The following is a 22,512-nucleotide window of genomic DNA, read 5'->3' on the forward strand; positions in this document are numbered from 1 at the left end:
GCGTGCTCGCACCGGCTCGACGCGGCCTGGTCTCACTTGGGTGTGGCAATGAGCACATCACGACGTTCCAGGCCGACGCGCACTCGGCGTGCCAGTTCCACGGCGCCAGGGGTGTCGCCATGGATGCAAAGCGTCTCTGCGGGCGCGGCGACGTTCGTCCCATCCGCGGCGCGCACTGTGTGCGACCGTACGATTTGCACGGCTTGGGCGACAACCGCGGAGGGGTCAGTGAGGAGTGCGGCAGCGTGGTCTCGCGGAAGTAGTGTGCCGTCCGAAGCGTACTGGCGGTCCGCGAAGCCCTCTGGGACGGTCCGAAGTCCGGCTCGGTGCGCCAGGGCGAGCAGGCTGGAGCCGGGCTGTCCGAACACGGCCAGGCCGGAGTCGTAGCCCGCCACGGCGTCGACGACGGCACGCGCCTGAAGGCTGTCTTGGGCGCATGCGTGATAGAGAGCGCCGTGCGGCTTGATGTGGCGCAGGCGGTCACCGGCAGCGCGGCAGAAGGCGTCCAAGGCACCGATCTGGTAAGTGATTTCGTCAGCCAGGTCTTCGGGGTCCATCGTGATGCGGCGGCGACCGAAGCCGGCGAGGTCCCGGTAGGCCACGTGGGCGCCGACCGCGACGCCGCGCGCTGCGGCGGCCTGTGTGACGCGGCGCATGGTCGGCGGGTCGCCTGCGTGGAATCCGCAGGCGACGTTGGCGCTGGACACGATGTCGAGAAGCGCATCGTCATCCCCCATGCGCCAGGCTCCGAATCCCTCCCCGACATCGGCGTTGAGGTCGATGGTCGCCGCGTCATCGTCCTGGGACCACCCGTCGGCCGTCGCTGTCAGCCGTGTCACCGGTCACCTCGGCGCCGAGTGTCGGTTTCCCCGCGGGTCGGTGCCTGGGTTTGGCGCTCGAGCAGGTGTGCCGCTCGCATCAGCGCACGGTCCTGGCCCCACGGTGCAATCAGTTGCAGGCCGATGGGCGGGGCCTTCGCGGCGACTACGGGCAGGCTCAGGGCGGGTAGTCCGGTGGCGTTGGCGGCCGCGGTGAACAGGTCCGCGCTGCCTGGCCATTCGAGCACGCGCCCGTCCGCCGCGGGCAGTTCGGTCTGGCCGATCCGAGGTGTGTGCGAGGGAAGCACCGGCGTGGCGATGAGGTCGACGTCGGCGAACGCGTTGGCGAACTCACCGCTCAGGGCGAGGCGGTTCCGGTGGGCCGCGGCAACCTCCGACGGTGTCAGCCGGCTGCCGGCGGCAACGAGTGAGCGCACCCGCGGGTCGGTGTCGGCGTCCGCGAGGACCGCATCGCGCAGGAGTTCGGCGGCTTCTGCGGCCAGGATCAGGTAGTTCGTCGCCGCGGCGGTCTCTGCGGCGACGGGCATGTCGACCTCGATGACGTCGGCGCTGCCGCAGGCGTCCAGGACCTCGCGGCAGCGGTCGGCGATGTCCGGGTCGGCCTGGGCGATCCACCCGGTGGGCCAGCCGACGCGTATGTCTGGAGAGCTCTCTTGGGGACTCGGTCCGGGGTGGCCGGTGTGGCGGGTCTGCGCCTCGGTGTCCGTGTCCGGGCCGAGGAGGATGTCGAGGACGGCCCAGGCGAGGGCGACGTCGGGGGCGATGACGCCGATATGGTCGAGGCTGGGAGACAAGGTGACGGTGCCGGTGCGCGACATCCGGCCGAAGGTGGGTTTGACGCCGACGACGCCGCAGGCGGCGGCGGGGACACGTACCGATCCTCCGGTGTCGGTGCCGAGTGCGACGTCGACGAGGCCGGCCGCGACGGCGACGGCCGAGCCGGACGACGATCCGCCGGAGATGAGTGTGGGATCGAGCGGGTTGACGACGGGCGGACGGTTGGGGTTTCCGTCGAAGCACACGGCGAGTTCGGTCATGGCGCATCCGGCAACGGGCAGCGCGCCGGCGTTCCGCAGTGCCGTGACGACGGGTGCGTCCGCGACGGCCGGTGGCACGTTGGCTGCCCTGCCCGCGCGGGTGGGGTGACCGGCGACGTCGATGTTCTCCTTGACGCCGACGGTCAGGCCTCGCAGTGGCGCGTGCTGTGCGGTCGGGCTGATGTCCCAGTCGCTCCAGACCAGTGCTCCGGTCGCGGTGTCGTCGGCGCGCCGCCGTGCTCGCGCCAGGTGCTGCCGGAGCCCGGTGTCGTCGAGGGGGAGATACGGCGGAGGGGCGGGCAGGTCGAGCAGTCGGGGTTGCCGGGTGGGTCGTGGGCCGGCGAATGCGGCCGGCCCGGTGTCGGGGAGGGTCGCGGCCGCGGAGCGCAGAAACGTCAGTTCGGCGTCGGCCGCCGGATCGAGGGGCAGAGGCCAGGACTTCGTGGTCATGTTCTTCTCGCAATGTGGAGGTCGTGGGGCTCGAGACCGGTGGGTACCTCGGCACGGGGGGCGCCCCGGGTGTCGGCCGCGAGATTGGCGCTGTCGTCGGTGGACCACACGGTGTGTCCACCGACGACGGTCTGGTGCACGCCCACGGTGGGCAAATCGTCCACGGAAACCGTGAGGGGGTCCTCGTCGAGGACGACAAAGTCGGCGAGGTAGCCGGGGCTCAGTCGTCCCTTGATGTGCTCCTCACCCGCGACGGTCGCGGAACCCGCTGTGTAGATCCACAGGGCCTCGGCGGCGGTGACGCGTTGTTGCGCACCGAGGACGGTTCCGTCGGCGCTGCGGCGGGTGATCATGCTGTGCAGGGCGATCAGGGGTTCGAACGGGCTGGCGCTGTAGTCGGATGAGCCTCCGACCGGGACACCGGCGTCGAGGAGCCAGCGGTGAGCGAACATGCCGTTCAGGCGTTCGGGGCCGTACCACCGCAGCAGTTTGGGGCCGTGGTGGCTGATGTAGGCGCCGAACGGGACGGCGGCGGTGCCGGTGGCCTTCAGCCTGGTGACGAGGCTCGGCGTGAGGACCGTGCAGTGTTCGACGCGGTGCCGGGTGTGTGAGGTCGGTCCGTGTGCCTGGGCGGTCTCGATCGCGTCGAGGGCCTGGGCAATCGCGCGGTCGCCGTTGGCGTGGATCGCGATGACGCTTCCGGCGTCGTGCACCCGCCGTGTCAGCGCGGTGAGTTCCTCGGGGTCGGTGACCTGCAGCCCGCGGTCTTCGGGGTCGTGGGCGTCGCTGTACGGCGCTTCGAGCAGGCAGGTGCGGCCGGCGATGGAGCCGTCGGCGATGGCCTTGAAGCCGCCGATGCGCAGCATGGTGTCTCCCATGCCGCTGCCGATGCCCAAGTCCAGGTAGTCGTCGGCGTGTGTGGCGTCCAGCAGGAGGCCGACGCGCAGTGTCAGCCGGTTCTCATGCCTGGCCCTTTGGTAGATGGCGAGTTGGGCCGGAGTGACAAGGGCGTCGCCGATGGAGGTGATACCGGCGGCGTGGTGACGTCGGGTGAGGTCTTCCAGTCCGCGTAGGTGACGTTCCGGGGTGGGTTGGTCAATGAGTGTGTCGTCGTCTGCGAGGGCGAGGCGGAAGAAGTCGGCCTCGTAGATTCGGCCGTCCGGTCCGCCTGCGGGTGGGTTGTCGTGGGGAGGGCCTGCGGATGGGGCGGTGCGTGCGAGTCCGAGTGAGTTGAGGACTCCCCAGTGGTCACTGACGTGGCTGATCAGGATGGGGTGGTGGACGCTGACCGCATCGAGGTCGGTTCGGGTGAGCGGTCCCTGGCCGGTGTCGGTGTGGTCGTAGGCGAACGCGCGGACCCACTGGCCGGGGGGCGTACGCGCGCACAGGTCGGCGAGGTCACGCAGTGCGCGTGCGCGGTCGGCGCGATCCGGGGTACCGAGGTCGAGATGGTCCGCCGTCGCGGCCATGGCGCACAGATGCTGGTGGGCGTCGTTGAACCCGGGGACCACGACGCGGTCGCCGAAGTCGGCATGCCGGGCGTGCGGGAAGAGTCCCGCGAGGTCGGCGGGGTCGCCGACGGCGGCGATCCTGTCGCCGAGGATCACCATCGCGCGGGCTTGTGGGAACTGGGGGTCCATGGTGTGGATGACGCGGGCCCGGACGATGACCGGCCGGGCGTGACGGTGGGTCATGAGCCCGGCTCCGCGTGCACGATCACCTCGAGGGGCGTGCAGCGCATGTTGTTGGTCGGCCAGTTGTCGACGGAGCAGGACGTGAGGACGAACCACAGGTGACGCAGCGCGCGGAAGGTGACAGTGTCGCCGGGTTCGGACGCGGCCACCCCCACGTTGAGGCTGCCGTCCGGCTGGGGCACCGAGTTCTGGAAGAGGTTCACCGGGTCGGGGACGACGGGCAGGTTCACTCCGACCGCGTCGACGGCGGCCAGGAAGTTGTCATGGCAGTTCGGGTGGTCGAAGAGGTTCTCGGTCTCGTACAGCGGGGCGTTGCAGGGCGGGAAGAGCATGTCGTGGACGCCTTTGGAGCTGTCCGCGACCAGGGCGAGGATGGGGTTGCCCACCTGGTCGACGAACGACTCGCCCAGGCGCGGGAAGAGTCGCTCCAGGCGGTCTCGGGTGTGCGCGGTGTGGAGCCAGCGTGTCGGGTCGGTGCGGTCGATCGCCCACAGGTCGCCGACCTGCCGGCCTTCGAGGTCGCGGACCTGGACGAGCTGGCCGGCGAGGACGGGGATGGCCTGCCCGGTCTGGGGAGCGATGACAATGCGCTGTGCTTCGGTGCGGTCGGCGGTGTCCATAGGTTGTTCCTTCTCGGTGCGGGTTGGTGGGGCGGTCCGGTTCAGCCGGAGGTCAAGAGGTGGGTGGTCATGCCGTGGCTTCCGAGGTCCACGACGACGCCCCGCAGGATTCCTTCGGCGGATTCGCTGCCGGGGTTGACGGCGAAGGTGTCGCCGAGGCGGACCGCGCCGCGGCCTTCGTGTGTCTTGCCGTGGAGAGAGAGCACGGGCCGGTGGGTCTCGATGGCTTGTCGCACTGCTGTGCTGCCGCCGGGGCCGAAGATCGGTTGGCCTGCCTCGGTGCGGGGTCGCAGGGTGTCGTCGAGGATCGGGGTGTCGTCGATTCCGCTGTCGTACGGCGGAGTGTGCACATCGAGGATCACCTGTTCCCGGACGGCGAGCGCCTGTCGTACGGAGTCGTCCAGGAGTCGACTGATCTCGGCCTCGCTGCGCTCTCGTTCGCTTCGCCAGCAGGAGATGGGGGTCCATCCGCATCCGACAAGGACGTGGTGGTCGTCGACCACCACGGGGGCCGCGTCCGCGCGTTCGACTGCGGCGCAGGTGTCGATGAGTGTGTCGAGTTCCACCGGGTCGTCGTTGCCGCAGCTCACCACGGTGCGGTGCGGCCGCGGGCCGGGTCGTTCGAAGGCCATGTCCAGCCATTCGGCCAGCCGCTCGGTGGCGAGGCGCCGGAAGGTGCGGTCGACGAAGGAAGGATCCTGGTCGAGGGCGTGCAGCACGTCCGGGGTCACGCGGACGGCGTAGGCGCCTGTGTCGGCGGCGGCGTTCTCGAATTCTGCGATCTCGCGGCGGGTTTCGAGGTGGAGCGGCCGCCCACCCAGGGTGGTTTGCCGGGGGCCGGTCCCGGCCCCGGTCCCGGCCCCGGCCCCGACCATCGGGATCAGCCGGTGACCGGTGAGGTTGCCGGCCAGGACGAGGAGATCGGCGTCGTACGCCTCGGCGGCGTTGAGGAACTTGCGGAAGCACCGGGTGGATCCGCGCAGGTCCGCGGCGAAGAACAGCCGGGTCCGGGGTTGCGTTGTGCTCATGTCGCGCTCCTGTCGTGGATGTCGCTTCGGCGCAGCGCCGGTCAGCGGGCGGAGAGCTCTTTGAAGGCGAGGTCGAACGGCACGCCTTGACGGCGTCGGCGGGCCCGGTACGCGGCGAACAAAGCCAGCCCGAGCACCCAGTAGCCGCCGAGGAACAGCAGTCCGGTGATGCCGTTGGCGTCGAAGGCGTCGTTGGCCAGGAACGCGGCCACCATGGCGCCGAGCAACAGGGCCGTCGCAGCTCCGGCGACGGCGATGGCGGGCAGCCGCAAGACGCGCCGGTCCGCGGCGGAGCCTTCATATTGCTCACGGCGCCGGTAGGGGAACACGATCGCCGCCGCCGCGACGGTGAGGAACGTCGAAATGAATCCGAGTGTGGCGCCTGCCAGGAAGGTCACGTTGTCGTTGAAGGCGTAGTAGACCAGAGCGGCCAGGGACAGGACCGTGAAGGCGGCGACCGCATTGCGCGGAGTGCGGTGGCGGGCGTTCAGCTTGCCGAGGCGGCTGGGTCCGATGCCGTCCATGGACCATGCGGCGAGACATCGACTGATGGTGACAGTGCCGAACAGCAGGTTCCCGACGATGAGGCACAGGAACGACAGGTTCACCGCCACCGCGAACGGCCAGCCTCCCTGGGTCAGCACGCTGAAGTAGGCGAAGCTGGGCTCCTGTTCGAGCGGGTACGAGGCCGGGCCCGCATCTGCCAAGCTGCCCGCGGCGGCAAGGAAGTCCGTGCCCCAGACCTGGGTCGCGAGGAAGGCCATGAGGGCGACGGCCAGGCCGCCGATCAGCGCGGACCCGTACACCGCCCGCGGCACCGACCGGCGGACGTCTTCCACTTCACCGGTGGTGTAAGTGGATGAGACCACGAACAGCGTGGTGAGGCTGATGAGCGCGACGGCCTGGAGGGTCGAGCTGAGGGACGTGCCGCCACCGGCGGCTTCATTGCCGCGTGCCTCGTTGATGACGCCCTGGTAGGAAGCCTGTTCATTGACCGACGACACGAAGGCGTCGTGTCCGCGGACGGCCAGCACGACCAAGGTGATCCCCAGCAGTACGGCCCCGATGTAGAACGTTGCCTTCATCGCTCGCATCGCCAGGCGGGTTCCCCACATGACCGGGATCGTCGTGGCGAGGATGAGGACGGCGCCGACGGCGAGGATCACCCAGGTCTCGGACGCGGCGTTCGCACCGGCGGTCCAGCCGATCGACGTGCAGAAGCTGGACAGGTACACCGAGGTGAACTGATGCACCAGCAGCCCCCCGAACAGGATGTTCCAGACCGTGAAACTGAAGTTGGCGGCGAAGCCGACAGCCGGATGGAACACGCGGGAGACATAGACGTACTCCCCTCCGGAGCGTGGCATCGCCAGCGCGAAGAGCACGTATACGGTCGCCAGTGCGAATGAGGGCACCATGGCCAACAGCACGGCCAGGGGGACGTTCGCGCCAGGGAACACGAACGGTACGACCATAATCGTGGTCACCGCGGCCACGAAGTTGACGATGAGGATGTTGCCGATCAACGCGTCGGCCCCGGAGATCTGCCTCACCGCCACCGCCGATCGTCGGACGAACCCGACGTGGGTTCCGTCGGACCTCGACGCGGCCCTGACCCAAGCCGGTGCGGCAGCCGCCCCCGGCGCGGATGTCGTTCTGTCAGTGTCCATCCCGCGACGCTAGATCGTTCATCAATCCCCGTCAATACTCTGGACGATTCCTTAATATTAGTCCGTTATGAACGGAATACCGGTCTGGTTTTGGTTGAACGAAACGACTAGAGTCGCGGCATGGTGACACAGAGACCAGCCACCCCACAGACGGCGAAGACGGCGAAGACGCCCGAGGGCAGCGACAGCGCCGAACGCGTCGCCGCAGGGATCCGAACCCGCATCATGGGCGGCGAATTGCCATCGGGCACCCCCCTGCGCGAATCCACACTCGCCGCAGACCTCGGGGTTTCCCGCAACACACTGCGCGAAGGGCTGCGCGCGCTGGTTGCCGAAGGGCTGGTGACACAGGAGCTCTACAAGGGCGCCGTCGTGGCCACCATCACCGCCGAGCAGGTACGCGACATCTACCGGGCCCGGCGCGTCCTGGAACTGCAGGCGGTCAACGCCAGTGCGTTGCGCTCAGACGCCGAGGTCGGCTGTCTGGCCACGGGAGTGGTGGAAGCCGAGCAGGCCGCCACCGCGCAGCGGTGGCGGGATGTGGGAACCGCGAGCCTGCACTTCCATCAGGCCCTGGTCGGCCTGCTCGCAAGCCCTCTGTGCGACGACTTCTTCCGGCTACTGGCAGCACAACTGCGCCTGGCCTGGGGTGCCGCACGTGACGAACGCGAGTTCCAGTGCACCTGGCCCGAGCGGGACCGGGACCTGTACACGCTGCTCCGGACCGGATACGTCGCCCACGCGCGCGGCGTACTGAGCGAATACCTCGACGACTCCGAAGCGCAGGTTCTGGCCGCCCTGCGGACGGCCACCCGTTCGTAACCACCGCGCCCCTGATCCACGGCAAGGTCTGCCACCGCGCGGCCGGCCGCTTTCCCCGTTCCCCGCCTCGCAACGAAAGGCCGTACTCATGGGCAACTACCCAGCCGCTTATCAGACGAAGGGCGGCGTACTCGACGTTGACCGAAACCTCTACGCGGGCATCGTGAGCGCCGGAGGCCGCGTCCTCGTCGAGGAGTTCGTCCTCCCCATCCGCTCAGGCCGGGCCTGGGAGGTTCCTGCGGGGCACATATGCCGGCTCACGACCATCGAGGGGCCGCAGGTCGCCGACCTCAACATCTGGAACCGGCACAATCCACGCGAGCGCATGTGGGCCGCCCGCACCCGGCAGATGGAAAGCGCCCACGTCACCACGTTCGACCGCCTCTGGTCCACGCTGCCCCACCTGCGTCCGCTGACCACCATTGTCGCCGACACCCTCGCCGACCACGGCATCGACGGGGACGGCGCCCGCGTCCACGACCTGCTCGGCACGCGCTGTGACCCGTATGTCAACCGGCTGCTGACGGGTGAGGATTTCGACTACCACTGCCACTCGAACCTGGTCCGCGCGGTCCAGCCCTTCGGATTGGAGGAGTCGGACGTCCACGACGTCCTCAACGTCTTCCAGGCCACCGGACTCAACGAAGACGACGAGTACTTCATGAAGGCGTCCCCCGCCCGCGCCGGCGACTACGTCGAGTTCTTCGCCGAGATCGACCTGCTGTTCGCCCTCTCGACCTGCCCCGCCGGGGACCTCTCCCTGCCGCTGTGGGGGCCCGACGCGGTGGACCCGCTCTCGGTGTGCCGCCCCCTGGGCGTCGAGGTGTACCGGGTCGCTCCCGAGGCACTGCACCGCTGGGAGCCACCCCGGTCCCCCGCCTACGCGGGCCGGCACGGCCTGCGTCACACCTCGTGGCGCGACCACGACGACGCGGGAAAGACGCAGTGACCGCACCGCGGCGGGTCCGCCCGGCCGGGGACCGCGCGCTACTCCTCGAATTCGCCGACACCGCACAGGTCAGGACGGCGCATGCGACGCTGGCCGCACAGAAGCCCCAGGGCGTACGCGACGTCGTCCCCGGAGCACTCACCCTGCTCGTCGTCTCAGACAGAACCGCCGCGGACACCCTCCGCTTCGCCATCGACATGGCTCTGGACGAAGGCCAGGGGCCTGTCGACCCGGAAACGAAATCCGCGCCCATCAACATTGCCGCCCGCTACGACGGCGACGACCTGCACGCAGTCGCGGCGCAGATCGGAGTGTCCGTGGAGGAGGTCGTCGCCCGGCACACGGCAGCCCTTTACACCGCCCAGTTCTGCGGCTTCGCGCCGGGTTTCGTCTACCTCTCCGGCCTCGACCCCCTGCTGTACCTGCCTCGCCTGGACACTCCGAGAACCGCGGTGCCCAGCGGCTCGGTGGCCATCGCCGACCGCTACACCGGCATCTACCCCCGCCCCTCGCCAGGCGGCTGGCACCTGCTCGCCCGCACCCAGGCAGAACTGTTCGATCCCGACCGCGACCCGCCGGCTCTCCTCTCCCCGGGCTCTGAGCTGCGGTTCACTGCGCAATGACCTCACTGATCCACTCATCACCGTCCCCCGGGAGGATTCACCGCCAATGGGCACGTCGACGACGGTCAGACGGATCACGGTGCTTCGCACCGGTCCGCTGACCACGGTGCAGGACCCTGGCCGACCAGGCATGGCATCCCTCGGCGTATCCCCCTCCGGGGCCGCCGATCCGCGCTCCCACGCGCTCGGGAACAGGCTGGTGCGCAACCCCGAAGACGCCGCCACACTGGAGACAACGTTCGGCGGCCTCTCGATACGGGTGCACGACACCGTCCTCTTCGCAGTCACCGGGGCACCTGTGCGGGCAACCGTGGACGGCCGGCCGGTCGCCTCGAACAGCCCCACGTACGCACGTGCGGGCCAGACGCTCACGCTCGACGCCCCCACACGCGGCGTACGCACGTACCTCGCCATCGCCGGGGGCATCACGGTGCCTCCCGTCCTGGGCAGCCGGTCCACCGACATGCTGTCGGGGCTCGGCCCCGTCCCCGTACACGAGGGCGACACCCTTCCACTGGGCCCACCCAGCGGACTGTGGCCGAACGTCGACGTGGCTCCGACCGCTCCGATCTCGCAGGCCCCCACCATGACGATACGGCCGGGTCCACGTGACGATTGGTTCCTCCCGGACGCCGTTGAGACCCTGACACGCGAGGCGTACCGGGTCAGCAGCAACAGCAACCGCGTCGGAGTGCGCCTGGAAGGCGCCCCACTGCTCTGGCGCCGCGACACGCAACTCCCGCCGGAAGGCATGGTCACCGGGGCATTGCAGGTACCCCCTTCGGGCATGCCGATCCTCTTCCTCGCTGACCACCCCGTCACCGGCGGATACCCCGTGATCGCAGTCGTGACCAGCCAGGACCTGCCTGTGGCCGCCCAACTCGCCCCAGGCACCACCGTACGCTTCCGTCTAGGACTCGTTCGGTCGATCAGGTGACTGCTCCTGGCTCACGTCGTTGATGTGGCCATGGGGCGGGGTGATGAGGGTGCGGCGGCACGCCGAATCCCCAGGCGCGCCGTACTCGCCGGCACCGCCGCGCCCGTCCTGTCCGGCGGCACGTGTCTCGACAAGCTGACCTGGAAACCGGTGGGCCCCGGGGACACGACCGATCCCCGGGGCCCGCACGACCTGAGTGCCCGCGCTTCTGTGAGGTCTTAACGGACTGCCCCGCCGCCTCGTTGGGTAGCTCCGTCCCAGTGGACGCGGGCGGGCGACGATGGCAGGAGGCCGTACATGCCGGTAACGGGGCCGTCGGGGGCGGACATGGGCGCCGGGGACGAACAGGCGCAGGTCATCGTGGTAGGTGCGGGGCCCGCGGGGGCGACCGCCGCGCTGTATCTGGCGCGCGCGGGGATGGATGTCCTGCTGCTGGAGAAAGGGACCTTCCCCCGCGACAAGGTCTGCGGCGACGGCCTCACACCGCGCGGGGTGCACCAACTGGTGCGCATGGGTGTCGACATCGACGCCCCCGGCTGGACGCGCACACGGGGCATGCGCTGGATGTGCGAGGGGCGGCAGGCGCACATCGACTGGCCCCGCCTCGGCGGGCAGCCCGACTTCGGGCTCACCCGCAGCCGGCACGACTTCGACGACATCCTGGTCCGCCACGCCACCGGGGCGGGCGCGCGGCTACGTATGGAGGTGAAGGCCACCGGACCGCTGACGGACCGCGCCGGGCGGATCACCGGTGTGACGGCCGTCGCCGGGGCGGACAAGGAGCCCAGGACATACCGCGCGCCGGTCGTCATCGCCGCCGACGGGGCCTCGGCCAGAACGGCTCTCGCCATGGGGCTGGAACGTGACCCGGCCCGTCAGATCGCCACCGCCGCCCGCCGTTACTACCTCAGCACCGCTCGTACCCATGACCCGTACCTCGAGCTGTGGGCCGATCTGCGCTGCTCGCGCACCGGCCGTGACCTGCCAGGGTACGGATGGATCTTTCCCCTGGGCGACGGCCGGGTCAACGTCGGCCTGGGATCCCTGCCCCACCGTCGCCATGGAGCCGTCGATCTGCGGGCCACCATGGAGCACTGGCTGGCGCGGCTGCCGAAGGAGTGGGGACTGCGCGAGGAGAACGCCGACTCGCCCTTGCGCAGCGCGGCGCTGCCCATGGGCTTCAACCGCCGGCCGCAGTACAGCCGGGGTCTGCTGCTGGTCGGCGACTGCGCGGGCATGATCAGCCCGTGGAGCGGTGAGGGGGTCGTCCAGGCCATGGAGGCGGGCGAGGTCGCCGCCGAGGCTGTCGCGCTCGCGCTGCTGCGGCCCGGCGGGCCGGGGCGGGAGGAGGCGTTGCGGCAGTATCCGAGGGAGATCAACCGCCTCTGGGGGCGTTACTACCGGCTGGGCAACCACGCCGCCGACCTCGTTCTGGGACGGTACGGCTACCGGCCGATCCTCAACCGCCGCGTCATGGCTTCGCCCGTGCTGGTCCGGTCCCTGGCACGGCTGCTGACCCAGGTCGCCGACGAACCCGGCCACGACGCCATCGACGCCGTCCTGCACACCCTGCTGCGTCTTGTGCCCGCGCCCACACCGGCCCTGGGGCGCGGGCGCCGGACGCCGAAGGCATCGCGCAAGCCGCGACCGAAGCCGTGAAGGGCTACGATCGCGGCCGGTTGCGTCAACGCACCGCGCTCCGGGGGCGGTTAGGTCCTGTCCGGCGGATCTTCGGGGATCAGGCCGGGGCGGCTGGTGCGGTGCATCGCAAGGCGGAGGATCATCCTCGTACTGGACGTACTTGGATGACTCCGACAACGCAGGGAGGTGCCGTGCCAGGCGTCCCGGACCCCCGAAGATCCGCCGGACAGGGCCTAGTTGTAGCCGAGGACCTTGAAGTCCTTGCTGACGAACACGTGGTGGGGCCAGTTGACGCCCACGTTGTGGACCTCGTACTCACCGCCGGCCAGCTCCACCACACGGTTGGCGACGCCTCCGGGGACGACGGCCTGCGCGGCCTTCGTCGCCTTGTACGCCGTCGTGCCGCTGAGGATCGTCCCCTCGCCCTCGGTGTAGTCCGGGATCGTACCGACGCTCTTCGCGGGAGAGGGCGTCCCCTGCTGGAAGGGGACCACCCCGGCCGCCTCGGCCGCGGCGGCTCCGCCGTCGCCCCCGGGCTGTACGACGACCTGCGTGGCGGCGACGGTCGCGCTGTCGACCGTCCCCAGGACAAGGACGCTCGCGCCGTTCTTCACGGCGCTCTCCTTGGCGGGCTGGGTCCCCTTCTTGTAGGTCGTGGAGGACGACTCGGTGACGGTCACCTTCACACCCGTCGCCGTCGAGAGGGTGAAGCCCGTCTTCGACGTGGTGTCGACGATGCCGGTGGTACCTCCGGCGGACGGGTCGGCCACGGGACCGCCCTCGGGGGGAACGGTAGGCGTCGCGGTCGGTGAGGGCGTCGACGCGGCGGACGTCGAAGACGAGGAGTTCGCCGAGACGGACGGAGCGGCGGCGGTCACTCCGGCCACCGCACAGGTCAGCCCGGCGGCCACGATCCACGCGCTCTTCCTCCTGGACAGCAACCGCCGCGCCGCTCCGGACGGTGCGTGGCTTGTCGAGTCGTAGTCGTTCATGGTGACGTTCCTCTCGTTTGATCAACGAGGCAGAGCCTGGTGGCCGTTCATATGAGGAGCCTTTGGCTGACCTGTGATTGCGCTGAAGGTTCGGGATTGGCCGGTTGGCGGCGGCCGGAAGTAACTCACAGGAACGGCTCGTACACTCCAGCCCGAGGGTGCACCCGAGTGTTCAACTGACGCTTCCAGTAGGGAGATTCATGCATCTCGACGACGAACCTGTGGGCCGTGTACTCAGCAGGCGGCAGGCGATAACCCTGCTCGGTACCGCTGGAGCCGCGCTGACGGTGGCCGGCTCGGGCGCCGCCACCGCGGCCATGCCCACCTCGTCCTGGTCGCCTTCCGGCGACGGCCGCGCCACGGTCGACTGCATCGCGAAACCGGAGCAGACCGAAGGCCCGTACTTCGTGGACGAAAAGCTCGACCGCTCCGACATACGCAGCGACCCGTCCGACGGCACCGTGGCCGAAGGCGCCGTGCTCGCGCTGAATCTGGGCGTCCTGAAGATCGGCTCCCGGGGATGCACACCGCTCAAGAACGCGATTGTCGACATCTGGCAGTGCGACGCCCTCGGCGTCTACTCCGACGTGGCCGATGCGGGCACCGTCGGCAAGAAGTTCCTGCGTGGCTACCAGACCACCGACCGGGCGGGAAAGGTCAGGTTCGTCACCATCCTTCCCGGTTGGTACGCGGGCCGGACCGTCCACTTCCACGTCAAGGTTCGCACAACCGGGACCGACGGCAACCCGTACGAGTTCACCTCCCAGCTCTACGTCCCCGACGCGGTCACGGCCGCGTATCTGGCCCGCGAGCCCTACGCGAGCAAGGGCCCGGCGGACACCACCAACGCCACCGACCGGTTCTACGCGGCCGGCGGTGACCAGATGCTGCTCGATCCCCGGCGGACCGGACGGGGCTACACCGCCGACTTCACCATCGGGCTGGATCTGTCCGACGCCGAGACCGGCGACGACGACGGATTCGAAATTCCCCCGGGACCGGCGCCCACACCACCGGCCTGACCACTCCCGCACCTCGCCGGGGGCGGAGACGGGATGTGAGAGCGGTGCAAGGCGAATCTCATGGCTGTCTCAGAGTCCGTTGATCTCCTGGGCTCGCCAGTTCCGTACTCCGTCTCCCTGGGGGCCGACGCATGCCTCACCACCAGTCCGCACCGTCCCGACGCGCCGTCCTGCGCGGCGCCGCTCTCGCGACGCTCACCCTGACGGCGGCCGGTGTCCACGCCGGCTCGGCGAACGCCGCGACGTCCGAATGGCCGACCGAGATCCCGCTCCCGGACGGCTTCCTCTCCGAGGGCATCACCATCGGCGACGGGCCCCACGCCTATCTGGGCTCCCGGGCCAACGGCGCCGTCTACCGCGCCGACCTGCGCACCGGCCGGGGCGAGGTGATCGACGAGGGTGCCACCGGCACCGTCACCAACGGGCTGCGGATCGACCACGACGGCCTGCTCTACCTCGCCGGTGCCGCCGGCGGGGCGGCGCGGGTCGTCGACTCGTCCACCGGCCGGCTCGTCGCCACCTACCAACTGGCCGCCGAGACCCAGTTCATCAACGACGCCGTCCTGCTCGGCGACCGCGCCTGGTTCACCGACTCCCGCGGCAGCCTCCTCTACGGTGTGCCGCGCGGCGCCAAGGGTGCCGTACGCACCCTCACGCTCGGCGGCGACTGGGCCCCGGCACCGGGCGCCACCGCGATGAACGCCAACGGGATCGTCTCCACCCCTGACGGCCGCGGCCTGATCATCGTCAACTCCACGTCGGGCAAGCTCTACCGCGTCTCCCTGTCGAGCGGCGCGGCCACCGAGATCGCGCTGAGCGGTGCGGCCGACGTGGCCACCGGTGACGGTCTCGTCCGGGTGGGCCGCACGCTGTACGTCGTACAGAACCGGCGCAACGCAATCGGCGTGTTCCGCCTCGACGCCAAGGTCACCACCGCGACCCTGGACCGCACGATCACCGACCCGCGTTTCGACATCCCCACCGCCGCCGCCCGTTACGGTGACCGCCTCTATGTCGTCAACGCCCGCTTCACCAGCCCCCAGACGCCCGACACGACCTTCAACGCCGTCGCCGTCCCCCTCTAAGCCGGGGAGGATCAGCGAGCCGGTCTGACAAGACATTCCCTAGGGCCTTGAGCCGGCGCGGCCCCGGCTCAGGGCCCGCGCGCACCAGCCGATGACGGCGGCGTTGGCCAGGGCGCCGAGCCCGATCGCGACGAAGATCATGGAGGCGTGGTCGGGCAGCACGATCACGATCAGGCTGAGCGGTGCGGTGGCGATCAGCGGCACCACCCCGGCGAACGAGGCGTCGGGATTGTCGCCCAGGCTCACCACGACCGCCCAGCCGGTCAGCACCACGCACACGGCGAGGTAGAGGCGGGCGAAAACGCTGCTGAGGGCGTGCCGCAGGCCGCGCAGGGCACGGTTGGACGATCCGGTGTCAGTCATGGTGGTGGTCTCCTGGCGTGTGGTGCTCATGGGTTCAACGCCCTTTCGGTGGTGGGGTGTTCGTCGCTGTGGGGGTCTCAGGGGTGGCCGCCCGGTGGAGACGCGCGGACCAGGCCCAGGTCGTACGCGAGGATCGTCGCCTGGAGCCGGTCACGCACCTCGAGTTTGCGCAGCAGGGCGTTCACATGGGATTTGACGGTGCCGACGGTGATGTCGAGTTCGGCGGCGATCTCCGCGTTGTTCAGTCCCGAGGCGACCAGGGTGAGGACGAAGCGCTCCCGAGTGGTCAGCCGGTCCAGGGTCCCCTGCCCGGTCCGTGGTGCGACGGGTGGACCCGCCGCGTAGTGGCCGATGAGGCGGCGGGCGGCGGACGGCGCGAGGACGCTCTCCCCCGCGGCCACGACCCGGATGCCGTGCAGCAGTTCGGCCGCCCGCACATCCTTGAGCAGGAAGCCGGACGCTCCGGCGCGCAGCGCCTCGAAGACGTACGCGTCGAGGTCGAAGGTGGTCAGCACCAGGATGCGGGGCGGATTCTCCCGCCCGGTGAGGATCCGGGTGGCGGCGATGCCGTCGAGCCCCGGCATCCGTACGTCCATGACGATCACGTCCGGCGCGAGCTGTTCGGCGAGGGTCACGGCGGTGGCGCCGTCGCCGGCCTCGCCGACGACGGTCATGTCGTCCTCGGCGTCGATGACGGCGGCGAAGCCCGCCCGGACGACCATCTGGTCGTCCACGACCATCACGGTGAGGGTCATCGGGATTCCTCGCGGGTCGTAGTCGTGCTCCAGGGCAGGCGCAGCAGGACCGTGCCCGGCCCTTCCGTTGTCAGCGTGCCGCCGACGGCGTCGGCGCGCGTCACCAGTCGCTCGCGTGCCGCGAGGCCGGTGGCACCGGACACGCCGGTCGCGGTCAGGGTCAGGACGCGGTCCGTGGCGTCGAGTACGAGCACGGCGGGCTCGTCACCGCCCGACTGGAGGATGGTCTCGGCGACGCGGTAGGCGGCGATGTCCACCTCCGCCGGCAGCCGCTTCGGCACCCGGTCGGTGAGCCGCACCTCCACCTGGCGGCCGGTGGCCCGGCACTGGCTGACGAGCAGGTCGAGCGCCTGGAGCGTGGGCTGCGGCCGGAGTTCGGCGGGAGGTTCGGTGGGAGGTTCGCCGGCGGGCCCGGCGCTGTGGACGGTTTCGAGCAGGGCGCGCATGGCGGTCAGGGCCTCGCGGGCGCGTTCCGCCGTCGGTGCGAGCCGTCCCGCCTCCGCCTCCTCGACCACTTCGGCGGTGCGGGCCAGCACGGTGGTCTCCAGCCCGGCGGTGATACGGCGGCGCTCGGCCCAGGCGTCCCGCACGGCCTCCTCCACCAAGGTCGCGAGCCGGTCCTGATGCTGTTCCCGGGTGGTTCGTCGGCGTTTCCCGTACGAGATGCCGAGCGACCAGGCGGCGACCTGCGGCGCCGTCATGGCGAGTGCGACGGCGGGGAGTTCCCATGCGGGCGCCGTGGCACCACGGGCCAGTACGGCGGCGATCGCGGCGCCCGTGTGCACCACGGCGGCCACGGCCGGCGGTGCCCAGCGCCTCAGGCCGGGTCCGGCCTCCGAAGTGCCGATCACCATCATGGCGAGCGCCACGCAGGTGGCGAGCACGCTCAGCACCGGAGGCAGGAGCACCGGCCCCGCGTAGTCGCTCACGGCCATCGCCGCCGGCCAGAGCCCGGCCAGGAGCAGCAGCACGCCCAGCGCGATCCGCGGGGCCTGCCGCAGCCACAGCAGGGTGAGGACCTGAGCGGTGGCGAGCAGCGCGAACAGCGCACCGGCCGAGACGCCGGGGCCGCCGGGCGTCTCACTGGCCCGGACGATGAAGAACGGCAGCAGCGGCTGGAAGCACAGGCCCGCCGCCGCGACGACCTGGGCGAGCCGGTATCCGCGCGCGACGGACGCCGAGGGGGCCGTACGGCTGCGCCCCGGCAGGACCGCGCGCACCTCCCACCCGCCGTCCGGTGTCGGCCCGCTGGTGAGCGTGCCGCCCGCCTCGCGCGCCCGGCCGCGCAACGAGTTCTGGCCGCGCCCGCCGCCAAGTCCTTTGGCGGAGCCGGAGACTGAGCCGGAGCCCGTACCAGCTCCGGGGCCCGGCACGTTCGGCGGCGCGTTGCGCACCACGACGTCCGTCTGTGTGTCGCCGTAGACGCATCGCACGGTGGTGGGGGCGCCCGAGGCGTGGCGGACGACGTTGGTCAGTGCCTCGCGGACGATGCCGTACGCGGCGTCGGCGACGGAACCGTCCGGCAGGGCGTCGGTCTCGACGGTCACCGGCAGTCCGAGGGCGTGGAAGCCGGCCACCAGCTCGCGCAGTCGCTGCTCCGGCGCGGGCAGGTCCTGCGAGGACGGCGCCGGGGCCCGTACCGCGCTCAGTGCCCGGGTCACCTCACGACCGGTCTCGGCGGCGAACTCCACGGCCCGCTCGGCCAGTTCGGGCCGGCGGTCGCGCAGCCCCAGCGCCGCCTCGACCGTCACGACCACGGCCGTGAGGTGGTGGGCGCTGACGTCGTGCAACTCCCGCTCCATACGGCGCTGCTCCGCCGCCGGAAGCCGGTGCCGCTCGCCCCGCGCCCGGTGCAGACGCCGCTCGGCGGCGCCGCGGTCGGCCCGTACCCGCCGCGTGAACAGGCCCGTACCGGTCGCGGTCGCGTAGAGCAGGGCGGTCAGGACGAGGTCGAGACCCTGGCCGCCGTCCAGCCCGTGCAGGGTGAGGCCGTGCACGAGCTGCCAGAGCCCGAGCGTGGCCACGCACAGCAGCGCGGTGGTCGGGTCTCTTTCGGTGGCGACCGTGAACAGGGCCAGCGCGACCCCGGCCGTACCGAACACCGCCGTGGCGCCCGTCGGCAGCGGCCCCGCGCCGACCGCGCACACGGCGGCGACGAGGATGAGGACGGGCACCGGATGCTTGCGGCGGGCCGCGAGCGCGACGGCCACGAGGCCGCCCGCCAGGGCGGCGGCGAGGAGGTCGGCGGCCTGCGGCGCGGTGCCACGCGCCAGCGCGTATCCGGGCCACACCGCGGCCTGGACACCCAGCAGCAGGACCGGGAGAAACCGGTCGTCAGTTCGTTCCATGATGTGCCCCACGCTACGGTCCGGCGCGAGGCGTAGGCATCACCCCAGCGAGCGATCAGTACCTCTATCCGGAGATAGAGACGACCGCCACGCTGTCCGGTTTGCCGTCAATCGTCCGGACCGGGACACACAGGGCCCGTCACCCTCTCGCGGCCTTCACCCGCCCCGACTTCACCGCCGCCACCAGCGCCGCGTGGTCGCTCTCGTTCTGGTCGGCGTAGCCCTCCGCGAAGTCGCCGAGCGCGTTGTCGAACACGGTGCCGCCGCCCAGATACGCGGCGATGGCGATCCGGTCCCCCGACCGGGCATGGGCCCGCGCGAGCGTCGCGCCGCACAGCTCGGCGAAGACCCGCATCCCTTCCGGCACCATGACCTGCGGCTCCAGGATGCCCTTCCAGTCGTGCAACTGCCGCACGTAGAAGTCCCGTTGCTTCCCGTCGAGCCCCCGCACCCGGTCCCAGCCCAGGAACACGTCGCCCACCGCCTGCATGAGCCGCTGCCCGGCGACCACGCGCTGCCCCTGGTTGCGGTACTCGCTGCGGCCCGAGTACGTGGCGAGCACCGAGCGGTCCGCCTCCTTCGCCTGGAGGATCAGCGGATCCGTGTCGTCCTTGCCCAGCAGGAGCAGGACCCAGCAGCGCGTCCCCACACTGCCCACACCGACGACCTTGCGGGCGATATCGACCACCCGGTACTGCCGCAGCAGGTGCCTGCGCTCGGTGGACAGGCTTCTGCCGTACCGCTCGACCAGCTCGTGCAGCTCGGTGACGAACGTGTCGCGCCGCGTGCCCCGGAGCAGATCGTCGATCGGCACCAGCAGCGGCGGATCGGGCGCGAACCCGCGCTCCCCGTCACGCGAGCGCGTCAGCTTCTCGAACGCCTGGAGGCTGTCGCGGCTGCGCGCCTTCGCCATCGTCGCCGACAGCCGTTGCCGGCCCTTCGCACGCAGCCGCCGGTCGGCCAGCGGCTGGAGTTCGGCCATGTCGGCGCGGGTGTACCAGACGTCCAGATTGCCCATCCCGGCGAAGGCGCGCATGCGCTCGCGGTACGACCGCACGGCCGCCCGTACGATCACCGACCGCTCCTTGGCGGAGTAGCCGTTCTCCCGCCCGGCGATCACCAGGCTCGCGGCCAGCCGTTTGACGTCCCACTCCCACGGGCCCGGCAGCGTCTCGTCGAAGTCGTTGATGTCGAACACCAGCCGGCGCTCGGGCGACCCGAGGAGCCGGAAGTTCATCAGATGCGCGTCCCCGCAGAGCTGCGCCGTGAGGCCGGAGTCCGGTGTGCCCGCCAGATCACCCGCCATGATCGCCGCTGCGCCCCGGTAGAAGCGGAAGGGCGACTCGGTCATACGCCCGTACCGGATCGGCACGAGGTCCGGCACCCGCGCCTTCGACTGCGCGTCCACGACCGCCACCGGATCGGGCCGGTCACCGGCGGGCTCGAACCCGGCGTGGCTCGACCTCGGCGCCCTCTTGCGCGCCGTCCTGCCCTGCTCCGCCCGCTCCCGGGGGGAGAGGTACGGGGCCCGCCGCCGTACGCCCGCGTCGGATTTCCGGCCACGCTCGCCCATCGTCGCGCCTCCGCTCGGAGTTCCGGCCCCGCCCCTCCACTATCCGGCGCGCACCGGACCCTCGCATGTCGGCAAGATCCGCACGTTCCTAGAGTCTGTCGGCCGGCGACCGCAGGTAGCGCAGTTGCACATCGCGTTGGCGGCCCGCGCCGCCCTCGTGGCCGTTCCACGGGTAGACCGTGAGCTGCTTCTCGCCCGCCCAGTGGTGGTACGCGGCCATGACCGTCGAGGGCGGGCAGACCGTGTCCCGCAGGGCCACGGAGTACAGCGCGGGGACGGTGGCGCGGGCGGCGAAGTTGAGGCCGTCGAAGTAGGAGAGCGTACGGAAGACCGTCTCCGGGACGCGCTGGGTGGCGAGGAAGCGTACGACCTCCTGGTAGGGGTCCTGGTCGGTGATGTCCACGGCCCGGCGGACATGGGTGAGGAACGGGACGTCGATCATGGCCGCCTCGAGTCCGGGCCGCAGCGCCGCCGTCGCCTGGGCGACGGCGCCGCCCTGGCTGGCGCCGTGGACGACGATCCGCCGCCCGTCGACGGCCGGGTGTGCCGCCGCCGCGTCGACCGCGCGCACCGCGTCGGTGAAGACCCGCCGGTAGTAGTACTCGGCGGGGTCGAGGATGCCTCGGGTGACGAACCCGGATGCCTGTGGGGCGGCGGTGCCGTGCGGGTCCCCGGTCGCCCCGGCGCTGCGCGGATTGGTGGCGCCCTGGCCGCGCGTGTCCATCACGAGCGCCGCCCGGCCCGCGGCGGGCCAGACGAGATGGTCGTGCGGGAAGCCGCGGCCCGCGCCGTAGCCGAGGAAGTGGACCACGCACGGCATCGGGGCGGGAATCCCGGCCGGGATCAGCAGCCAGGCGTGCACGCGGTCGCCGCCGTAGCCGGTGAACTCGGTGTCGTACGCGGTCACGGTGGTGAGCGCCGCGTCGTACGGCCGGTGGACGGGGTCGAGCGGCCGGGCGGCGGTCTCGTCCAGCGTCCGCCGCCAGAAGCTGTCGAAGTCGGCGGGCTCGTCCCGCTCCGGGCGGTAGTCGGTGAGCCGGTCCAGCGGCAGGTCGAACAGGGTCATGCGATTCTCCGTGGAAGTGTTCACCGGGTCCGTCCGGTGGCCGGGTCCGTCCGGTGGCCGGTTCGTCTGGCCGGTGGCCGGTTCGTCTGGCCGGTGGCCGGTTCGTCCGGCCGGTTCGTCCTCAGTCGCCGGACGGGCTCAGCCGCCGGACGGGCTCAGCAGATGGCGCGCGGTGAAGCCGAGCAACCGCCGCGCGGCCGTGGTGTCCACGGGCGCGGTGCGTCCGGGCAGGGAGCGGCGCAGAGGGGTGTCGGGGTGGTAGCGGCGCAGGAGTTCCGCCGTCGGGTACGGCACCAGGGTCTCGGGCGCGCACAGATGGACGGCGTGGGCCCCCGGCCCGGGTACGTCGAGCGCGAGCAGCGCGGCCCGCGCCGCGTCGCGCGTCTCCAGGTATGTCCACAGTTCGCGCGCCCCGGCGGCGGGATCCGCGGTGATCCGGGCGGCGTGGGCCCGCAGCCGTTCGTCGAAGCCGCCGACGAACGGGTAGCGCAGACAGATCACGCTCATGGTGTGGCGGCGCGCCATCATGCGGGCGGTCAGTTCGTCGGTCTGCTTGGACAGGCCGTAGGCGTCCGCCACTTGGGGCGGCGTCGCCTCGTCCAGCGGGAGATACGCGGGGTGCGGGTCCGGGTCGTCCGTCCAGGGCAGGCCGGTGACTCCGTAGGAGCTGGCGAGCGCGGTACGGCGGATTCCGGCCCGCCCGGCCTCCTCCAGCACGGTGTACGTGGCCAGGGTGTTGGCGGCGAAGACCTCCCGCCCCGTGTGGTGCTGCGGGGTGGGGATGGCGGCGAGGTGGATGACCGCGTCGGCGCCGTCGAGTGCGGCCCGTACCACCTCCGCGTCGCCGGCGTCCCCGGTGACCACCAGGCGCGCGGTGAGGTCACCGGGGTCCGACAGGACGAGGGCGTTGGTCTCGATGCCCCGCTCGGCGAGCAGGGTGAGCACCGCGCGTCCGATCCGTCCGGCGGCGCCGGTGACCATGACCGTCGTCGGCACGC

At 71.1% G+C, this 22,512-nt stretch carries 21 protein-coding genes; 8 read left to right on the top strand and 13 right to left on the bottom strand.

Features of this window, described 5'->3' with window-relative positions; translation table 11 throughout:
- Positions 1-32 precede the first annotated feature (32 nt).
- The 6 genes from OG329_RS07680 to OG329_RS07705 are packed head-to-tail and all read right to left on the bottom strand — an operon-like array spanning position 33 to position 7,221.
- Positions 33-839 carry a LamB/YcsF family protein gene (locus OG329_RS07680; RefSeq protein WP_405793587.1) on the bottom strand — a complete coding sequence of 269 codons (807 nt, stop codon included), beginning with the start codon at positions 837-839 and terminating at the stop codon, positions 33-35.
- Entirely contained in the window at positions 836-2,326 is a 1,491-nt protein-coding gene (locus tag OG329_RS07685; RefSeq protein WP_405793589.1) for an amidase, read from the bottom strand. Before OG329_RS07685 ends, OG329_RS07680 begins: the two co-directional genes overlap by 4 nt.
- A complete protein-coding gene (locus tag OG329_RS07690) occupies positions 2,323-4,020 on the bottom strand; it encodes an amidohydrolase (RefSeq protein WP_405793590.1) in 1,698 nt (565 codons plus the stop codon). The genes OG329_RS07685 and OG329_RS07690 overlap by 4 nt, the downstream gene beginning before the upstream one ends.
- Entirely contained in the window at positions 4,017-4,640 is a 624-nt protein-coding gene (locus OG329_RS07695) for a DUF1989 domain-containing protein (RefSeq protein ID WP_405793591.1), read from the bottom strand. Before OG329_RS07695 ends, OG329_RS07690 begins: the two co-directional genes overlap by 4 nt.
- 41 nt (positions 4,641-4,681) lie before the next feature.
- Positions 4,682-5,668 (bottom strand): hypothetical protein, encoded by a 987-nt coding sequence (locus OG329_RS07700; protein ID WP_405793592.1) that lies wholly within the window; start codon positions 5,666-5,668, stop codon positions 4,682-4,684.
- 41 nt (positions 5,669-5,709) lie between these two features.
- Positions 5,710-7,221 carry an APC family permease gene (locus OG329_RS07705; RefSeq protein WP_405793593.1) on the bottom strand — a complete coding sequence of 504 codons (1,512 nt, stop codon included), beginning with the start codon at positions 7,219-7,221 and terminating at the stop codon, positions 5,710-5,712.
- A 237-nt stretch (positions 7,222-7,458) separates the two neighbouring features.
- Here OG329_RS07705 and OG329_RS07710 point away from each other — a divergent pair, with 237 nt between their 5' ends.
- The 5 genes from OG329_RS07710 (at position 7,459) to OG329_RS07730 (ending at position 12,328) form a co-directional block, all read left to right on the top strand.
- Complete coding sequence (locus tag OG329_RS07710; protein ID WP_405793595.1) at positions 7,459-8,160, top strand: GntR family transcriptional regulator; 702 nt, start codon at positions 7,459-7,461, stop codon at positions 8,158-8,160.
- An 88-nt stretch (positions 8,161-8,248) separates the two neighbouring features.
- Positions 8,249-9,109 (top strand): urea carboxylase-associated family protein, encoded by an 861-nt coding sequence (locus OG329_RS07715; RefSeq protein ID WP_405793596.1) that lies wholly within the window; start codon positions 8,249-8,251, stop codon positions 9,107-9,109.
- Entirely contained in the window at positions 9,106-9,732 is a 627-nt protein-coding gene (locus tag OG329_RS07720) for an allophanate hydrolase subunit 1 (protein WP_405793597.1), read from the top strand. The genes OG329_RS07715 and OG329_RS07720 overlap by 4 nt, the downstream gene beginning before the upstream one ends.
- 46 nt (positions 9,733-9,778) lie before the next feature.
- Positions 9,779-10,669 carry a biotin-dependent carboxyltransferase family protein gene (locus OG329_RS07725; RefSeq protein ID WP_405793598.1) on the top strand — a complete coding sequence of 297 codons (891 nt, stop codon included), beginning with the start codon at positions 9,779-9,781 and terminating at the stop codon, positions 10,667-10,669.
- Positions 10,670-10,966: 297 nt separating this feature from the next.
- Positions 10,967-12,328, top strand: coding sequence for a geranylgeranyl reductase family protein (locus OG329_RS07730; RefSeq protein WP_405793599.1), 1,362 nt, complete (start codon positions 10,967-10,969; stop codon positions 12,326-12,328).
- A gap of 215 nt (positions 12,329-12,543) precedes the next feature.
- Here OG329_RS07730 and OG329_RS07735 read toward each other — a convergent pair whose 3' ends face one another.
- Positions 12,544-12,990, bottom strand: coding sequence for a hypothetical protein (locus OG329_RS07735; protein WP_405793600.1), 447 nt, complete (start codon positions 12,988-12,990; stop codon positions 12,544-12,546).
- Here OG329_RS07735 and OG329_RS07740 point away from each other — a divergent pair.
- From OG329_RS07740 to OG329_RS07750, 3 genes are all read left to right on the top strand, one after another.
- Positions 12,980-13,294, top strand: coding sequence for a hypothetical protein (locus tag OG329_RS07740; protein ID WP_405793602.1), 315 nt, complete (start codon positions 12,980-12,982; stop codon positions 13,292-13,294). The genes OG329_RS07735 and OG329_RS07740 overlap by 11 nt on opposite strands.
- A 208-nt stretch (positions 13,295-13,502) precedes the next feature.
- On the top strand, positions 13,503-14,324 hold the full coding sequence (locus OG329_RS07745; RefSeq protein ID WP_405793603.1) for an intradiol ring-cleavage dioxygenase: 822 nt from the start codon (positions 13,503-13,505) through the stop codon (positions 14,322-14,324).
- Between the two features lie 131 nt (positions 14,325-14,455).
- The gene (locus OG329_RS07750) at positions 14,456-15,409 is read left to right on the top strand and encodes a superoxide dismutase (RefSeq protein ID WP_405793605.1); all 954 of its coding nucleotides are present in this window, start codon (positions 14,456-14,458) and stop codon (positions 15,407-15,409) included.
- A gap of 39 nt (positions 15,410-15,448) precedes the next feature.
- Here OG329_RS07750 and OG329_RS07755 read toward each other — a convergent pair whose 3' ends face one another.
- The 6 genes from OG329_RS07755 to OG329_RS07780 all read right to left on the bottom strand — a co-directional run bounded on the left by OG329_RS07755 (position 15,449) and on the right by OG329_RS07780 (position 22,510).
- A complete protein-coding gene (locus OG329_RS07755; protein ID WP_405793606.1) occupies positions 15,449-15,802 on the bottom strand; it encodes an SCO4225 family membrane protein in 354 nt (117 codons plus the stop codon).
- A 47-nt stretch (positions 15,803-15,849) separates the two neighbouring features.
- Positions 15,850-16,527, bottom strand: a complete 678-nt coding sequence (locus OG329_RS07760) for a response regulator (protein WP_405793607.1) — start codon at positions 16,525-16,527, stop codon at positions 15,850-15,852.
- Positions 16,524-18,875 (bottom strand): histidine kinase, encoded by a 2,352-nt coding sequence (locus OG329_RS07765; RefSeq protein ID WP_405793608.1) that lies wholly within the window; start codon positions 18,873-18,875, stop codon positions 16,524-16,526. The genes OG329_RS07760 and OG329_RS07765 overlap by 4 nt, the downstream gene beginning before the upstream one ends.
- A 139-nt stretch (positions 18,876-19,014) precedes the next feature.
- Positions 19,015-20,448 carry a DUF2252 domain-containing protein gene (locus OG329_RS07770; protein WP_405793610.1) on the bottom strand — a complete coding sequence of 478 codons (1,434 nt, stop codon included), beginning with the start codon at positions 20,446-20,448 and terminating at the stop codon, positions 19,015-19,017.
- Between the two features lie 88 nt (positions 20,449-20,536).
- A complete protein-coding gene (locus OG329_RS07775; protein ID WP_405793611.1) occupies positions 20,537-21,514 on the bottom strand; it encodes an acetylxylan esterase in 978 nt (325 codons plus the stop codon).
- A 138-nt stretch (positions 21,515-21,652) separates the two neighbouring features.
- The gene (locus OG329_RS07780; RefSeq protein ID WP_405793612.1) at positions 21,653-22,510 is read right to left on the bottom strand and encodes an NAD-dependent epimerase/dehydratase family protein; all 858 of its coding nucleotides are present in this window, start codon (positions 22,508-22,510) and stop codon (positions 21,653-21,655) included.
- Positions 22,511-22,512: the final 2 nt, after the last annotated feature.

This window comes from Streptomyces sp. NBC_01506 (assembly GCF_045040295.1).
GTDB lineage: Bacteria > Actinomycetota > Actinomycetes > Streptomycetales > Streptomycetaceae > Streptomyces.

Bases quoted from the DNA above. Each gene is read 5' to 3' on its own strand.
- OG329_RS07685 (WP_405793589.1), bottom strand. From the start codon at position 2,326: ATGACCACGAAGTCCTGGCCTCTGCCCCTCGATCCGGCGGCCGACGCC.
- OG329_RS07690 (WP_405793590.1), bottom strand. From the start codon at position 4,020: ATGACCCACCGTCACGCCCGGCCGGTCATCGTCCGGGCCCGCGTCATC.
- OG329_RS07695 (WP_405793591.1), bottom strand. From the start codon at position 4,640: ATGGACACCGCCGACCGCACCGAAGCACAGCGCATTGTCATCGCTCCC.
- OG329_RS07700 (WP_405793592.1), bottom strand. From the start codon at position 5,668: ATGAGCACAACGCAACCCCGGACCCGGCTGTTCTTCGCCGCGGACCTG.
- OG329_RS07710 (WP_405793595.1), top strand. From the start codon at position 7,459: ATGGTGACACAGAGACCAGCCACCCCACAGACGGCGAAGACGGCGAAG.
- OG329_RS07715 (WP_405793596.1), top strand. From the start codon at position 8,249: ATGGGCAACTACCCAGCCGCTTATCAGACGAAGGGCGGCGTACTCGAC.
- OG329_RS07725 (WP_405793598.1), top strand. From the start codon at position 9,779: ATGGGCACGTCGACGACGGTCAGACGGATCACGGTGCTTCGCACCGGT.
- OG329_RS07730 (WP_405793599.1), top strand. From the start codon at position 10,967: ATGCCGGTAACGGGGCCGTCGGGGGCGGACATGGGCGCCGGGGACGAA.
- OG329_RS07745 (WP_405793603.1), top strand. From the start codon at position 13,503: ATGCATCTCGACGACGAACCTGTGGGCCGTGTACTCAGCAGGCGGCAG.
- OG329_RS07750 (WP_405793605.1), top strand. From the start codon at position 14,456: ATGCCTCACCACCAGTCCGCACCGTCCCGACGCGCCGTCCTGCGCGGC.
- OG329_RS07755 (WP_405793606.1), bottom strand. From the start codon at position 15,802: ATGAGCACCACACGCCAGGAGACCACCACCATGACTGACACCGGATCG.
- OG329_RS07760 (WP_405793607.1), bottom strand. From the start codon at position 16,527: ATGACCCTCACCGTGATGGTCGTGGACGACCAGATGGTCGTCCGGGCG.
- OG329_RS07765 (WP_405793608.1), bottom strand. From the start codon at position 18,875: ATGGAACGAACTGACGACCGGTTTCTCCCGGTCCTGCTGCTGGGTGTC.
- OG329_RS07770 (WP_405793610.1), bottom strand. From the start codon at position 20,448: ATGGGCGAGCGTGGCCGGAAATCCGACGCGGGCGTACGGCGGCGGGCC.
- OG329_RS07775 (WP_405793611.1), bottom strand. From the start codon at position 21,514: ATGACCCTGTTCGACCTGCCGCTGGACCGGCTCACCGACTACCGCCCG.